At 70.0% G+C, this 14,022-nt stretch carries 15 protein-coding genes; 8 read left to right on the forward strand and 7 right to left on the reverse strand.

Annotated elements, in window-relative coordinates:
* Nucleotides 1-114: 114 nt before the first annotated feature.
* Nucleotides 115-447, reverse strand: a complete 333-nt coding sequence (locus tag CEP17_RS00560) for a hypothetical protein (protein ID WP_112930866.1) — start codon at nt 445-447, stop codon at nt 115-117.
* A 56-nt stretch (nt 448-503) separates the two neighbouring features.
* Between CEP17_RS00560 and CEP17_RS00565 the strand changes: the two genes are divergently transcribed.
* The 6 genes from CEP17_RS00565 to CEP17_RS00590 all read left to right on the forward strand — a co-directional run bounded on the left by CEP17_RS00565 (nt 504) and on the right by CEP17_RS00590 (nt 7,074).
* On the forward strand, nt 504-1,454 hold the full coding sequence (locus CEP17_RS00565) for an aldo/keto reductase (protein ID WP_039411528.1): 951 nt from the start codon (nt 504-506) through the stop codon (nt 1,452-1,454).
* A gap of 20 nt (nt 1,455-1,474) precedes the next feature.
* On the forward strand, nt 1,475-2,221 hold the full coding sequence (locus CEP17_RS00570) for a sulfurtransferase (protein WP_112930867.1): 747 nt from the start codon (nt 1,475-1,477) through the stop codon (nt 2,219-2,221).
* Nucleotides 2,222-2,271: 50 nt separating this feature from the next.
* Nucleotides 2,272-3,348: a crosslink repair DNA glycosylase YcaQ family protein gene (locus tag CEP17_RS00575; protein ID WP_112930868.1), complete on the forward strand. Its 1,077-nt coding sequence runs from the start codon at nt 2,272-2,274 to the stop codon at nt 3,346-3,348.
* Nucleotides 3,349-3,381: 33 nt separating this feature from the next.
* Nucleotides 3,382-4,347, forward strand: a complete 966-nt coding sequence (locus CEP17_RS00580) for a squalene cyclase (RefSeq protein WP_112930869.1) — start codon at nt 3,382-3,384, stop codon at nt 4,345-4,347.
* Between the two features lie 103 nt (nt 4,348-4,450).
* Entirely contained in the window at nt 4,451-5,761 is a 1,311-nt protein-coding gene (locus CEP17_RS00585; RefSeq protein ID WP_112930870.1) for an aminotransferase class V-fold PLP-dependent enzyme, read from the forward strand.
* Nucleotides 5,758-7,074: an LLM class flavin-dependent oxidoreductase gene (locus tag CEP17_RS00590; RefSeq protein WP_112930871.1), complete on the forward strand. Its 1,317-nt coding sequence runs from the start codon at nt 5,758-5,760 to the stop codon at nt 7,072-7,074. The genes CEP17_RS00585 and CEP17_RS00590 overlap by 4 nt, the downstream gene beginning before the upstream one ends.
* Before the next feature lie 144 nt (nt 7,075-7,218).
* On the opposite strand, the gene CEP17_RS00595 is transcribed toward CEP17_RS00590, so the two are convergent.
* From CEP17_RS00595 to CEP17_RS00610, 4 genes are read right to left on the reverse strand one after another with little or no spacing between them, the layout of a single operon-like run.
* Nucleotides 7,219-8,148 carry an ABC transporter substrate-binding protein gene (locus CEP17_RS00595; protein ID WP_112930872.1) on the reverse strand — a complete coding sequence of 310 codons (930 nt, stop codon included), beginning with the start codon at nt 8,146-8,148 and terminating at the stop codon, nt 7,219-7,221.
* Between the two features lie 36 nt (nt 8,149-8,184).
* Nucleotides 8,185-8,898, reverse strand: coding sequence for an ABC transporter permease (locus CEP17_RS00600; RefSeq protein ID WP_112930873.1), 714 nt, complete (start codon nt 8,896-8,898; stop codon nt 8,185-8,187).
* Nucleotides 8,895-9,587: an ABC transporter permease gene (locus CEP17_RS00605; protein WP_112930874.1), complete on the reverse strand. Its 693-nt coding sequence runs from the start codon at nt 9,585-9,587 to the stop codon at nt 8,895-8,897. Before CEP17_RS00605 ends, CEP17_RS00600 begins: the two co-directional genes overlap by 4 nt.
* Complete coding sequence (locus CEP17_RS00610; protein WP_112930875.1) at nt 9,584-10,408, reverse strand: ATP-binding cassette domain-containing protein; 825 nt, start codon at nt 10,406-10,408, stop codon at nt 9,584-9,586. The genes CEP17_RS00605 and CEP17_RS00610 overlap by 4 nt, the downstream gene beginning before the upstream one ends.
* A 94-nt stretch (nt 10,409-10,502) precedes the next feature.
* On the opposite strand from CEP17_RS00610, the gene CEP17_RS00615 reads away from it, so the two are divergent.
* Nucleotides 10,503-11,930, forward strand: coding sequence for an NAD(P)/FAD-dependent oxidoreductase (locus tag CEP17_RS00615; protein ID WP_112930876.1), 1,428 nt, complete (start codon nt 10,503-10,505; stop codon nt 11,928-11,930).
* Between the two features lie 30 nt (nt 11,931-11,960).
* On the opposite strand, the gene CEP17_RS00620 is transcribed toward CEP17_RS00615, so the two are convergent.
* Nucleotides 11,961-12,821, reverse strand: coding sequence for an NmrA family NAD(P)-binding protein (locus CEP17_RS00620; RefSeq protein ID WP_112930877.1), 861 nt, complete (start codon nt 12,819-12,821; stop codon nt 11,961-11,963).
* A gap of 95 nt (nt 12,822-12,916) precedes the next feature.
* On the opposite strand from CEP17_RS00620, the gene CEP17_RS00625 reads away from it, so the two are divergent.
* A complete protein-coding gene (locus CEP17_RS00625; protein WP_036286201.1) occupies nt 12,917-13,279 on the forward strand; it encodes a helix-turn-helix domain-containing protein in 363 nt (120 codons plus the stop codon).
* Nucleotides 13,280-13,288: 9 nt separating this feature from the next.
* Here the strand turns inward: CEP17_RS00625 and CEP17_RS00630 are convergent, their stop codons facing one another.
* Nucleotides 13,289-14,005, reverse strand: a complete 717-nt coding sequence (locus tag CEP17_RS00630; protein ID WP_275427303.1) for an NAD(P)-binding domain-containing protein — start codon at nt 14,003-14,005, stop codon at nt 13,289-13,291.
* Nucleotides 14,006-14,022: the final 17 nt, after the last annotated feature.

The raw sequence follows: 14,022 nt of genomic DNA on the forward strand, positions 1-14,022 counted from the left end.
CGCCGGGCGCGTCTGACACGCGGCTCACGGCGCCGAGGCGGACTCACCTCTCATCGGCGAAGAGCTCGCCGATGACCTCCCTCTGGCCCGCACGTCGGGGGCCGTTCCCGATACTCACCCCTCCAGGCTACGCCTCTGGTCTGCGGTGGTGGCGCGCGGGGGTCGAAGGCCGGTCTCGATCACGATGCGACCGTCCGTGATCACGCCCGGGCCGTCACCGGGAATCGGGGCGGGGGCGGGAGTGATCTGCTCGGCTTCCCACACCGCCTGCGCCTCTGCCACGCTCGGACGCCAGACCTCGTCGAACCCGAAGGAGCCGCCGGACGGCCGAGAGACGGCCTCGCCTCGCCGGCGTCGGTGCGCCGTGTCCCACGCGTACCAGCAGAACCACAATGGTGCCGCGCTGAGGATCACCAGGAAGAACCACATCACGGCAGCCCCGATCATGACGTCAGCGTAAGACCCGGGGAACACCTCCGCCACGGCGGTGGTTGGATCGAGGTATGACCCGCATCGCGCACACCGACATCGACGTCTTCCCCCTCGCCCTCGGCGGCAACGTGTTCGGCTGGACGGCCGACCGCGAGGAGTCCTTCCGGATCCTCGACGCATTCCACGCCGGCGGCGGCACCTTCATCGACACCGCCGACTCCTACAGCGCCTGGGCGCCGGGACACACCGGAGGCGAAAGCGAGACGATCATCGGCGCATGGCTCGCCGAGCGCGGCCACACCGACGTCACGGTGGCCACCAAGGTCAGCCAGCACCCGCAGTTCAAGGGCCTCGCGGCATCCACCGTCCGTGCCGCCGCCGAGGCTTCGCTGGAGCGGCTGGGCGTCGAGTCGATCGACCTGTACTACGCGCACTTCGACGACGCCGACACGCCCCTGGAGGAGACGGTCGCGGCCTTCGGCCAGCTCGTGTCCGACGGTCTCGTCCGCTACACCGCCGTGTCGAACTACTCCGCCGACCGCATTCGCGAGTGGGTGCGCATCGCCCGCGAGCTGGGCGTCGCCGAACCCGTCGCCATCCAGCCCCACTACAACCTCGTGCACCGCGAGACCGAGAACGACATCGTGCCGGTCGCCGAGGAGTTCGGCCTGTCTCTGGTGCCGTACTTCTCGCTCGCGAAGGGCTTCCTGACGGGCAAGTACCGTTCCACGGATGCCGCCGCGCACGACACCCCCCGCGCGCAGGGAGCGGCCGTGTATGCCACCCCCCAGGGGCTTCAGATCATCCAGGTGCTCGAGCGGATCGGCGCCGCGCACGACGTGTCGATCGCCGCGACCGCCCTCGGCTGGCTGCGCGCGAAGCCGACCGTGGTCGCCCCGATCGCGTCGGCCTCGAAGCTGTCGCAGGTCGCCGACCTTCTCGACGGCGGCCGCGTCGAGCTGACGGCCGACGAGGTGGCCGAGCTCGACGAGGTCTCGGAGTGGACTCCGACCGACATGTGAGCGCGCCGTAGGCTCGAACGGTGTCTGCCGCTCCTGCCGTGCTCAACGTGTCCGCTTACCTGTTCACCGCGCTCACGGATGCCGCGCAACTGCGCGGGCCGATGCGGGAGCGGGCGGTCGCTGCGGGGCTGAAGGGGACGATCATCCTCGCCGAGGAAGGGATCAATCTCTTCCTGGCGGGTGCGGCGGAGCCGTTGCGCGCCTACCTCGACGAGCTTCGCGCCGACCCTCGCTTCGCCCCGCTGCGGGCTACCGAGAGCTGGTCTTCCGCGCAGCCGTTTCGCAAGATGCTGGTGAAGCTCAAGCGGGAGATCATCCGGATGGACCGCCCGACGATCCGCCCGGCAGAGGGGCGCGCTCCGGCGGTCTCGCCGGAGACGCTGCGCCGCTGGCTCGATCAGGGGCACGACGACGCGGGCCGCGAGGTCGTCATGCTCGACACCCGCAACGCCTTCGAGGTCGACGACGGTGCCTTCGAAGGGGCCCTGGACTGGCGGCTGGAGCGTTTCACGCAGTTTCCGGATGCCGTCGCCGCACATCGTGGCGAGCTGCGCAACAAGACGGTCGTCAGCTACTGCACCGGCGGCATCCGGTGCGAGAAGGCTGCGCTCGTCCTTCGCGAGGAGGGCGTCGAGGCCTGGCAGCTCGATGGCGGCATCCTGGGGTGGTTCGCTGCGCAGGGGCAGGCGCACTACCGCGGCGACTGCTTCGTGTTCGATGAGCGCGTCGCCGTCGACAGTGCACTCGCACCGGCCACGGCGGGCTGAGGGCGGCACGGGCAGCGGTGCGTGTCCGTGACGGCGAGTAGGCTCGCGGCATGCATCACCTGAGTCGGGAGCAGGCGCGACGCATCGCCGTGCGCGCTCAGCTGCTCGACGCCGACCGCCCCGGAGATGTCGTCGAAGTCGGCGAACAGCTCGGGTCGATCAAGATCGATCCCACGGCCACGATCGCGCCCGCTGAGCAGACCATCCCGTTCACCCGGATCGGCTGGGGGTACGAACCCGGCCAGCTCACCAAGGCGGTCGAGGACGATCGGACGCTGTTCGAGTTCGACGGGCAGTTCCACGCGGCATCCCTGCGACCTGCACTGCTCGCAGGCATGCGTGCGCGGGTGTTCCGAGCGCAGGCGGCGGGCTGGTTGGAGGCGAATGCGCGTTTTCGCGCAGACGTTCTCGCGCGCCTGCGCGCCGACGGCCCGTTGCTGGCGGGCCAGATCGACGATACGAGCCAGGTCGCGCACAAGGACGAGGCCGGCTGGTACGGCTCGAACCAGGTGCCGCGGATGCTCGACCTGCTGTCCTCCGTCGGCGAGGCGGCGGTCGTCGGCCGCGAGGGCCGCCAGCGCGTGTGGGACCTGGGTGAGCGGGTGTACGCCGACGTGCCCGTGATCGATCCCGACGAGGCGGCGCGCGTGCTGCAAGAGCGCCGGCTGCAGGCCGCCGGCATCGCGCGGCAGAACTCGCGATGGACGCCGGTGGGCACCGTGGGGGAGCCGGCAACGGTCGAGGGATCGTCATGGTCATGGCGGGTCGATCCGGCAGCACTCGCCGCGCTCGACGACGACGCCGGAGGTCGGGTGGCGATCCTCAATCCGTACGACGGCATGCTCTTCGACCGTCCACGGTTGACCGAGCTCTTCGAGTTCTCCTTCGTGCTCGAGCAGTTCAAGCCCAAGGCCCAACGTCGCTACGGATACTTCGCACACCCCATCCTCGTGGGTGATCGCTTCGTCGGTCTCCTGGATGCCGAGCTGGACAAGAAGAAGGAGAACCTCGTGGTGACCGCCGTGCACGAGTTCATCGAGCTCGAACCCGAGGAGCGCGAGATGGTGGAGGCCGAGATCGGTGATCTGGCCGACTGGCTCAGTGTTCCCGTTCAACGGGCGCGGTGAGGCGCGCGGGTCTGGCGAGGGAGGGGTGTGCGCATGATCGACGAGACGGTTCGGGACTGGCTGCTCGATTCGGACCCCACGCTGCGATGGCAGGTCGAGCGCGACCTCCTGGACGAACCCGCCGAGGTGTGGCGCGCGACGCGCGCCCGAATCCCTCTCGAGGGCGACGGCGCGCGTCTGCTTTCGTATCAGGATCCCGACGGGCAGTGGGCGGGCGGCGCCTTCTTTCCGGACGGCTTCGATGTCGCCACCCAGGATGAGATTCCCGGTCAGCCGTACACCGCGACGACCTGGACACTGACGACCCTGCGCGAGTGGGGGATGGATGCCGCCGCGCTCGGCGACACGGCCGACCGGCTGGCCGTGAGCGCCCGTTGGGAGTACGACGATCTGCCCTATTGGGACGGTGAGGTCGATGTCTGCATCAACGCGATGACGCTGGCGAACGGGGCGTGGCTGGGTCGCGACATGTCGCCGCTCGCCGCGTGGTTTGACGCTCATCAGCTGCCGGACGGCGGCTGGAACTGCGAGTGGGTCGACGGGTCGGTGCGCTCATCGTTCCACTCGACGATCAATGCCGTGCGCGGCCTGCTCGCGTATGAGGAGCTGACCGGTGACAGCTCTGTGACGGCCTCGCGGCGACGAGGCGAGGAGTACCTGCTCGCCCGGCGTCTGCGCACCCGCCTGTCGACCGGCGAACAGGTCGGACCCTGGACGGATCTGCTCGTGTATCCCTACCGAGCGCCGTTCAGTGCGCTGAAGGCCGCCGACCACGTCACGGCGGCGGCCGTGCGCGACGGCATCCCGCTCGATCCGCGTGCCGCGGACACTCTCGAGATCGTGCGTGCCGGCTGTCAGAGCGACGGTCGCTGGCTACAGGGGTTTCACTTTCCCGGCGAGGTGTGGTTCCCCCTGGATGTCGAGGTCGGTGAGCCCTCCAGATGGGTGACGTTCCTCGCACTGCGCGCGCTGTCGCGGGCGGGAGCGGCGTCGGCCTGAGTGGGCCGTCACACGACGAAACGCGATTGGTCCTCGACCGCGCTCGACCGCGACGATGGGTCGGTCATCGACGCCCGATCCGTCGATGTCGACAGGAGGACCCGTGAGCAGGCGAGCATTCAGCACACGGCAGCTGCACGACCGGCCGCGGCGAGACCACGGCGCGATCGCGGCGGCCCGTGCGACACCGATCTATCTCACCGCCGGCTTCGAGTTCGGCGAGTACGACGACGCCGCCGCGCATTTCGGTCGGGGAGAGGGCTACGCCTACACGCGCATCGGCAATCCGACGATCGACGCGGTCGAGCACACCCTGGCCGCCCTGGAAGGCGGCTCGCAGGCACTGCTGCTGGCCAGCGGCCAGGCGGCGACGACGGTCGCTTTGCTTTCGCTGCTCGAAGCGGGGCAGCACATTGTGGCATCGACCCACATCTACGAGGGAACCCGCGGCCTGTTGCGCGAAAACCTGCCACGTTTGGGCGTGACGACCGATTTCGTCAGCGAGATCGACGACCTCTCCGCCTGGGAGGCCGCCATCCTCCCGACGACCCGTGCGCTGTTCGCAGAATCGATCTCCAACGCGAGCAACCGACTCGTCGACATTCCGGCGCTTGCGGCGCTCGCGCATCGGCACGGGATCGTTCTGGTCATCGACAACACCTTCGCCACTCCGTACCTCGTCCGACCGCTCGAGCTCGGCGCCGACATCGTGGTCCACTCTGCGAGCAAGTTCCTCGCCGGCCACGGCAGCGTGCTCGGCGGCGCCATCGTCGACAGTGGCCGTATCGACGCCGCGACGATCGCGCAGACCTACCCGCATCTGGTGGCGCCGGGTCGGGGCGGCGCGCCGAGCATCTTCGAGCGGACGGGCGCAGACGCGCGCATCGCGTATGCCCGTGAGTCGGTTGCTCCGCGATTCGGCCCCACGCCCTCGCCGCTGAACGCGTTTCTGATCGGACAGGGCATCGAGACTCTCAGCTTGCGGGTCGAGCGCCAGAGCGCCAACGCGTGGGCACTCGCGCAATGGCTGGAAGCGCGCCCCGAAGTGGCCGCGGTCGACTACGTCGGTCTCGCTTCGCATCGCGATCATCAACTCGCCCAGCGCGATCTCGCCGACGGGTTCGGATCCGTGTTCAGCTTCACACTCCACGGTGACGCCCAGACGGCGCGCCGGTTCGTCGAGGCCCTCGACGTCTTCACCCACATGACGCACCTCGGCGATGTGCGCTCGCTCGTGCTGCACCCGGCATCCACCTCCCACGCGGCGCTGACCGACGCCGAGCGCGCCGCGGTCGGCGTGCACCCCGGAACGCTGCGGGTCTCGATCGGCATCGAAGACGTCCACGACTTGATCGACGACCTCGCCCAGGCGTTGTCGGTCGCCAGCGACGTTCCCGTCGCGGTGCTCGCGTGAGCCGGCTGCAGCACTTCGGCTGGTTCCTGGCGCGCGGGTTCGGGCCGCATGGCTGGGGGCATCCGTACCTGGACTGGAACTGGGACTGGACGCGTCCCGATCTCTACCAGCAGTCCGCACGAGAGCTCGAACGTGCCGGCTTCGAGTTCGTGCTCATCGAGGACGCGCCCTCGCTCGGCTCGCCCGAGACCATCGACCTGCGCGTACGGCACGCCTTCGGCGGTCCGAAGCTCGACCCGCTGCTGCTGGCCCCGTACCTCTTCCAAGCGACGACCCGCCTGGGTGTGATCCCGACGGTCAACCCGGCCGCGTACCTTCCCTACACGGCCGCCCGCCAGTTCGCGACGCTGCAGCATCTCAGCGGCGACCGGCTCGGATTGAACGTCGTGACCGACACCGGAAGCGCCCGCCACTTCGGTGGCGCTCCACAGCTGAGTCATGACGCGGCCTACGATCGCGCCGAGGAGTGGCTCGACGGCATCCGCGCCCTCTGGAACTCGTGGGGTGAGGGGTCGCTGGTGCGCGATGCGGCCACCGGCGTCTACGCCGACGGCACGAAACTGGATCCGGTGCGACACCGCGGCGAGTACTTCGCTTTCGACGGCCCGCTCAATGCCGTGCCGTTCCGGCGCGGCGAACCCGTCATCGCCTCACCCGGAGGGTCGGGGCGTGGGCTCGGCTTCGCGGGCGCGAACTCCGACATCCAACTGGCGCTCGCGCCGCTGACGGAGCAGAGCGTGCGCGCCTACCGCGCGAAGATCCACGCCGCCGCCGCGGAGCGCGGGCGGGCGCCGTCCGACGTCAAGATCCTGTTCGCGCTGCAGCCGGTGATCGTCTCGTCGGCGGAGGAGGCGGACCGGGTCGTCGCCGCCTCCGCGCACCCCGACGACGCCGCTCTGCGTGTGATCGCCCAACGGCAGTCGAGCGACCTCGAGACCGACCTCACCGTCCTCGATCTGGATGCTCCGCTGCCGGAAGGCATTTTCGCTGAACACGTCTCGCAAGGATCCATCCGTCGGCTCATCGGCGACCGGGATGCCGCGACCGCGCCACTGCGGACCCACCTCACCGCGCTGTCACGGGCGGGTCGCATCTCGGACCGCACCGGCTTCGTGGGCACGGCGGAGGAGTTCGCCGATCTCGTCGAGGAACTCGGCGAGTGGGGCAACGACGGGGTGCTGCTGTGGGGCGACCTGCACCCCGTGACGATCCACCGCACGCTCGACGAGCTCGTACCGGTGCTGCGTCGCCGCGGCATCCTGCGCGACGAGCTGTCGGACGGCGGCCTGCGCGCGAGCCTGCAGTCGTTCTGACGCCGCGACCGAGGGCGCGGCGTTTCGACGCGCTGCGCTCGCTCAACGACCGGGGGGTTTGTAGCCCGGTCGTTGAGCGAGGAGCGCAGCGACGAGTCGAAACGCAGACGAGTCGAAACGCAGACGAGCGAAGCGGGGGCGAGGTCAGCCCAGGCCGTTGGACTTCAGCCAGGCGGCGGCGATGTCCTTCGTGGACTTCTGGTCGACCTTGGACTCGACGTTCAGCGCGACGAGGCCCTCGGGGGTGAGCTTCGCGTCCACCGCGTTGATGACGTCCGCCGCGTCGGCCGGGAACGAGCTTCCCACGAGCGGCACGACGTGCGACGCGAGGAACAGACCCTTCGGGTCTTCCAGCGTCACGAGGTTCTTCGTCTTGATGCTCGGGTCGGCGCTGTACACGTCGGCCAGCTGGATGCCGCCGGCGACGAGCTCGTCGACGGTCGTGTCGGCCGTGGCGCTGAAAGTCACCGTGACGCCGTACTTGTCCTTCAGTCCGGTCGGACCGTAGGGGCGCTGTTCGAGCTCGGGCGCGCCGCCGAGGACGAGGTTCGGCACGTTCGCCAGGTCAGCGATGCTCTTGAGGTTGTGCTGCGCTGCGAAGGCCGCCGTCACGTTGTAGGAGTCCTGGTCGGTCGCCGACGCCTGGTCGAGCACGCTCAGTCCTTCGGGCAGTGCCTTCTTGAGGGCCGCGTACACGTCCTCGGTGGTCGTGGCGGTGGTGCTCTTGTCGAAGTACTGCAGAAGGTTTCCGGTGTACTCCGGGGTCAGCGAGATCGTGCCGTTCTGCAGTGACGGCACGATCGCGTCGCGCTGTCCGATGTTGAACTTGCGGTCCACCGTGAAGCCGGCGCCTTCGAGCGCCTGAGCGTAGATCTCGGCGATGATCTCGTTCGAGTAGTAGGCCTGCGAGCCGATGGTGATCGTCTCGGACGAGCCGGTCGCGCCGCCGGTGGCGGCCGGCTGCTCGAGGGAGCCGCTGGAGCCGCAGCCGGTGAGGGCGAGGGCGGTGACGGTGAGCGCCGTGGCCGCCAGGGCCAGGCGCGCTCCTACGCGGGAGGTGCGCAGTGCGGACATGAGGGGTGCCTTTCGTTGGGTGCTGTGAGGAGGGAGTCAGGATGCCGTGGCGGGCCGGTTCGCCGGCCGTGCACGCGCGGCGCGACCGGCGACGCCGCGCGGCACGACGATGCGCTGCAGCAGCGCGAAGATTCCGTCGATGACGAGTGCCAGGGCGACGACGAGGAGGGAGGCGCCGAGGATCTGGGCGGTGTCGCGCAGCTGGATGCCCTGGATGATGTAGAAGCCCAGGCCGCCGAGACCGACATAGGTGGCGATCGTCACGGTGGCGACGACCTGCAGGGTCGCGGAACGGACGCCGCCGATCAGCAGTGGCAGGCCGAGCGGCACCTCGACCTTCCAGAGGATCTGGCGGCCGGTCATGCCGACCGCGCGCGCCGCGGAGATCGTGGACCGGTCGATCGCCTCGAAGCCGGCGTAGGCGCCGGCGAGGATGGAGGGAATCGCGAGGATGACGAAGGCCACGACGGCGGCCTGGCTCTTGTAGACGACGCCGACCAGCAGATACAGCAGCACGACCAGACCGAGCGTGGGGATGGCCCGCGCCGCCCCGGAGAGGGCGACCGCGAATTCCCGTCCGCGGCCGGTGTGGCCGATCGCCCAACCGGCGGGGATGGCGATGAGCGCTGCGACGAGAACCGAGCCGAAGGTGAACGCCAGGTGCTGAGCGATCGCCTCGGGCAGCGGGAGCGAGCCGGTGAGGCGGTCGGGGGAGAAGATCCACGCGAAGGCGTCGGCGAAGAGGTTCATGCCGCCCCCTCGGCCGCAAAGCGGCGCAGGGCACGTCGCTCGGCGCGACTGCCGTCGCGGCGAGGCACCCACGGCATGAGCAGGCGTCCCGCGAGAACGAGCAGCAGATCGAAGAGGAGCGCGATCAGCACCACGATCACCACGCCCGCGAGCACTTCGGGGATGATCCGCCGTTGCAGGCCGTTGGTGAACAGGTAGCCGAGGTTCTCCACGCCGATGAGGATGCCGACCGTCGCCAGCGCGATCGTGGACGTGGCCGTCACGCGAAGCCCCGCGAGCAGCACCGGACCGGCCAGCGGGAGGTCGACGGTCCAGAAACGTCGCCAGGGCCCGTAGCCGACCGCGATGGCGGCGTCGCGGGTCGCGGCGTCGACCGCGTCGAGGCCGTCGGCGACCGACCGTGTCATGATCGCGACGCCGTAGACCGTCAGCGCGATGATGAGGTTGTTCTCCGACAGGTAGGGGATGCCGAAGACCGCCCAGAGCAGCGCGAAGAGCCCCAGGGAGGGGATCGTGTACAGCAGGCCGATCGTGGTGAGAACCGACCCCCGCAGAGCCGTGTAGCGCCAGGCGACCCAGCCGAGGGGAAGCGCGATGACGAAGGCCGCGACGATCGCGATCGCGCTCTGGCGCAGATGCGCGAGGGTCAGCCCGCCGATCAGATCGAGGTTGTTGACGACCCAGTTCATGGCGCTCCGTCGACCAGCACGCCCTGCGCGCGACCCGCGGCATCCACGAGCACGGTGCCGTGCGCGGTCTTCTTCGCGGTGAGGGCGCGTGAGCCCCGCTCGACGCCGACGAATTCGGCGACGAACTCGCTGGCAGGCGCGGCGATGATCTCGTCGGGGGTGCCGACCTGGGCGATGTGGGCGCCCTTTTCGAGGATGACGACCTGGTCGCCCAGCAGGAAGGCCTCGTCGATGTCGTGGGTGACGAAGACGACCGTCTTGTCGAGGTCGCGCTGCAGGCGGATGGTCTCGGCCTGCAGTTCCTTGCGGACGATCGGGTCGACGGCGCCGAACGGCTCGTCCATCAGCAGGATGTTGGGGTCGGCGGCGAGGCCGCGCGCGACGCCGACGCGTTGCTGCTGTCCGCCGGAGAGCTGACGGGGGTAGCGATCGGCCAGAGACCGATCGAGACCGACGATGTCCAGCAGCTCGAGGGCGCGCGCTCGAGCCTGCTTCTTCGGAGTGCCGTTCAGGACCGGAACCGTGGCGACGTTGTCGACGACGCTGAAGTGGGGGAGCAGTCCTGCGTTCTGCAGCACGTAGCCGATGCCACGGCGCAGCTGCACGGGGTTGCGGTCGCGGATGGGTTCTCCGTCGATCGTGATCTCGCCACTGGTCGGCTCGATGAGGCGGTTGATCATCCGCAGCAGTGTCGTCTTGCCGCAGCCCGAGGAGCCCACGAACACGGTGGTCTTGTGCGCGGGCAGGACGAGGCTGAAGTCGTCCACAGCGGCGGTGCCGTCAGCGAAGCGCTTCGTGACGGAGCGGAACTCGATCGCCATACGTCCTCCGGGGTCGGATGATCCACCCAACCACATCCCTCCGACACCGTGACAGGGGCTGGAATCTGGCGTCACAGTCGGGTATGCGTGAGGGATGGAATCCGCAGAGTACGACCTCATCGTGATCGGTGCCGGGCCCGTGGGCGAGAACGTCGCCGACCGTGCCGTGCAGGGAGGGCTGACGGTGGCGATCGTCGAGTCCGAGCTCGTCGGGGGCGAATGCAGCTACTGGGCGTGCATGCCGTCGAAGGTGCTGCTGCGCGCCGGCGCCGCCCGCGCCGACGCCGCCGATGCCCCCGGCGCCCTGGCAGCCGCCCCGTCCGGGCCCGTCGACGTCGCGGCGGTGCTTCGCCGGCGCGACGAGATCGTGCACGACTGGAACGATTCCGGACAGGTCGAGTGGCTCGACGGTGCCGGCATCGCCCTCGTCCGTGGCCACGGGCGTCTGAGCGCCCCGCGGGAGGTCACGGTGCGCCAGGAGGGGACGGATGCCGTCGTGCTGCGCGCCCGGCACGCCGTCGCCGTCTGCACCGGATCGGCGGCGTTGCTGCCGGACATCGCCGGGCTCGCCGATTGCGCACCGTGGACCTCGCGCGAAGCGACGGGCGCACATCGGGTGCCCGACTCTCTCGTCATTCTCGGCGGCGGAGTCGTGGCGTGCGAGATGGCGACCGCGTACGCCTCCTTCGGCTGCCACGTCACCGTGCTCGCCCGTTCCGGCCTTCTGGGGGGGATGGAGCCGTTCGCCGGCGAAGCGGTGGCGACAGCCCTGCGCGCGGCGGACGTCGAGGTGCGCACCGGCGCCGAGGTCCAGGCGGTATCGCGGGATGCCGCGACCGGCGCGGTCACGGTGACGCTGGCCGACGGCGAGATCACGGCATCCGAGATCCTCGTCGCGACGGGGCGCGTGCCTCGGACGGGGGACGTGGGCCTGGAGACGGCAGGGCTCACGCCCGGCTCGTGGCTGGATGTCGACGACACGATGCGGGTTCGCGGCAGCGACTGGCTGTACGCCGTCGGCGACGTCAACCACCGGGCACTGCTGACCCATCAGGGCAAGTACCAGGCGCGGGCGGCCGGTGACGTCATCGCGGCCCGCGCCGGCGGCCGCGCCGTCGACGACCAGGAGTGGGGCACCCACGTCGCGACGGCGGACCACGTCGCCGTCCCGCAGGTCGTGTTCACCTCGCCCGAGGTCGCCGCCGTCGGCCGGACGGCCGCGCAGGCGCAGAAGGAAGGGCTCGCCGTCCGGGTCGTGGACTACGACCTCGCGAACATCGCGGGGGCGAGCACGCGCTCCGCCGACTATCACGGGCACGCGCGGGCGGTCATCGACACCCATCGGGGCGTGCTGGTGGGAGCGACCCTCGTCGGTGCGGATACGGCAGAGCTTCTGCAGGCGGCGACGATCGCGATCGTCGGCGAGGTTCCGCTCGCGCGGCTGTGGCACGCCGTGCCGGCCTACCCCACCCTGAGTGAGGTGTGGCTGCGGTGGCTCGAGGCGATCGGGCGCCCGGAGTGAGCGCCGCGCCGACCGCCTCGAGCCGTCGATTCAGCCCGCCAGCGCGGCGCGGAACGTGTCGACGACGGGAGTCGTCGGGCGGCCGATGAGGCGCGACAGCGTGCCGTCGGTGTCGGCGAGGACGCCACCGCGGATGCCGTCCTCCATGCTCGCCACGAACTCGGCGGTTCCGGCGTCGAGTCCCGATCCCTGCAGCGCGGCGACGAAGTCGTCGCGCGAAACCGGCACGTAGGCGACCTCTCGCCCGAGGGCCTCGGCGGCGGCGGCGGCGAGGTCGGCGTAGCCGAGGCTCGCATCGCCCGCGAGCTCGTAGACCTCACCGATGTGTCCGTCTTCCAGGAGCACCACCGCGGCGGCTTCGGCATAGTCGGCGCGGGCCGCGGGGGCGACCCGGCCGTCGGCGACCGAGGCTGCGATGACGCCGGACTCGGCGGCGCGCTGCACGTCGCCGACGTAGTTCTCGGTGTACCAGTCGTTGCGCAGGATCACGGTGGGCAGCCCGCTCGCGGACAGGGCGTGCTCCGTGGCCTTGTGCTCGGCACCCAGCGGCCAGTCGAAGCTCGTGGCCTTCGACACGCTCGTGTAGACGAACTTCGCAACGCCGGCGGCGACGGCTGCGTCGATGACGTTCTTGTGGCCGGCATAGCGGCGGCCCGCCTCCGAGCCCGAGACCAGCAGCACGGTGTCGACGCCGTCGAGCGCCGCCGCGATCGTCGCGGGGTCGTTGTAGTCGAGGTGCACGGTGCGCACGCCGCGCGCGGCGAGGTCATCGATCGCGGAGAGGGTGCGCGCGCCGGCGACGATGTCGGATGCCGTGGCGCCGCGAGACAGCAGTGCGTCGATGACGAGGCGGCCGAGGTGCCCGCTGGCACCGGTGACGAGGATGGTCATGGGAGGTCCTTTCCTTGGGGTCCGAGGAGAAGAACCCTGCGGGGCCTTCGATGCATTCCGTCGATCGGGTACCCACTTTTTGGTAAGGTACCCACATGGCGGTAAGTCTCGCGGAAATCCGGACACAGCACGACCAGGTCTTCACCGAGAACTGCCCCACGCGCACCGTGCTCGACCACGTGATGAGCAAGTGGGGCATTCTCGTGCTGCTGGCGCTCAGCGAGGGCACGGCCCGGTGGGGTCAACTGCGGCGAGCGGTCGACGGCATCAGCGAGAAGATGCTCGCGTCGACGCTGCGCACCCTCGAGGCCGACGGCCTGGTCGTGCGTACCGCCTACCCCGAGGTGCCGCCGCGCGTCGAGTATGCGCTCACCGCCCGCGGCGACGAGCTCATGCAGCGAGTGCTCCCGCTGATGGGCTGGATCGCCGACAACGCGGACGAGATCGTCGCGCGCTGACGGCGTGTCTCAGCGGGTCGCTCGGGCCAGGTTCGCGCGGAGCTCGTCGGCGTCCTGACGGACGACGTAGGCGGGCTGGTCGCGCTCGACCCGCCAACTCTCGGCGACCGAGCCGATGTCGACGGTGTCGAAGCCGAACTCGTCGTAGACGGCGGTCGCGAGGGCCGCGGCATCCGCGTGGTCGCTCGCGATCGCGAGCGCGCGACGACCGGGGGTGCCGGCCGGGGCGCCGTCGGTGAGGATGGCGGCGGCGGGGATGTGGTTGAACGCCTTCACGACGCGCGCGTCGGCGAGGTGGTCCTGAACCATCTGCGTCGTGGTCGTCTCCTTGGCCTCGAGTGCGTCGATGCGCCCGTCGCGCTCCCAGTAGTAGTTGTTCGTGTCGAGCACGACCTTGCCGGCCAACGGCGCGGCCGGAATGTCGGCGATCGCCTTCAAGGGAACGGTGACGATCGCCCAGTCCGCGGCTTCCGCTGCTTCGGCGGGCGTCGCCGCGCGCGCGTTCGCGCCCAAGCGGGCCACCAGCCCTTCGAGCGTCTCAGGTCCTCGCGAGTTGCTGATGACGACGTCATACCCACGTCCGACGAGGCCCTCCGCGAGCGCGCTGCCGATGTGTCCTGCTCCGATGATTCCCACAGTGGTCATGCGGGTTCCAACACCGGCCGCGCCCCCGCATTCCCACGAGGCTGCTGAGAAGACCGTGTCAAGAGGTGGTGCCCGCGGCATCCGGTGGTCAGGCTGGA

It is taken from the genome of Microbacterium sp. PM5, from assembly GCF_003293595.1.
Classification (GTDB): Bacteria; Actinomycetota; Actinomycetes; order Actinomycetales; family Microbacteriaceae; genus Microbacterium.

Coding starts and splice junctions, on each gene's coding strand:
- CEP17_RS00560 (WP_112930866.1), bottom strand. CDS start 447: ATGATCGGGGCTGCCGTGATGTGGTTCTTCCTGGTGATCCTCAGCGCG.
- CEP17_RS00565 (WP_039411528.1), top strand. CDS start 504: ATGACCCGCATCGCGCACACCGACATCGACGTCTTCCCCCTCGCCCTC.
- CEP17_RS00575 (WP_112930868.1), top strand. CDS start 2,272: ATGCATCACCTGAGTCGGGAGCAGGCGCGACGCATCGCCGTGCGCGCT.
- CEP17_RS00580 (WP_112930869.1), top strand. CDS start 3,382: ATGATCGACGAGACGGTTCGGGACTGGCTGCTCGATTCGGACCCCACG.
- CEP17_RS00595 (WP_112930872.1), bottom strand. CDS start 8,148: ATGTCCGCACTGCGCACCTCCCGCGTAGGAGCGCGCCTGGCCCTGGCG.
- CEP17_RS00600 (WP_112930873.1), bottom strand. CDS start 8,898: ATGAACCTCTTCGCCGACGCCTTCGCGTGGATCTTCTCCCCCGACCGC.
- CEP17_RS00605 (WP_112930874.1), bottom strand. CDS start 9,587: ATGAACTGGGTCGTCAACAACCTCGATCTGATCGGCGGGCTGACCCTC.
- CEP17_RS00610 (WP_112930875.1), bottom strand. CDS start 10,408: ATGGCGATCGAGTTCCGCTCCGTCACGAAGCGCTTCGCTGACGGCACC.
- CEP17_RS00615 (WP_112930876.1), top strand. CDS start 10,503: ATGGAATCCGCAGAGTACGACCTCATCGTGATCGGTGCCGGGCCCGTG.
- CEP17_RS00620 (WP_112930877.1), bottom strand. CDS start 12,821: ATGACCATCCTCGTCACCGGTGCCAGCGGGCACCTCGGCCGCCTCGTC.
- CEP17_RS00625 (WP_036286201.1), top strand. CDS start 12,917: ATGGCGGTAAGTCTCGCGGAAATCCGGACACAGCACGACCAGGTCTTC.
- CEP17_RS00630 (WP_275427303.1), bottom strand. CDS start 14,005: ATGCCGCGGGCACCACCTCTTGACACGGTCTTCTCAGCAGCCTCGTGG.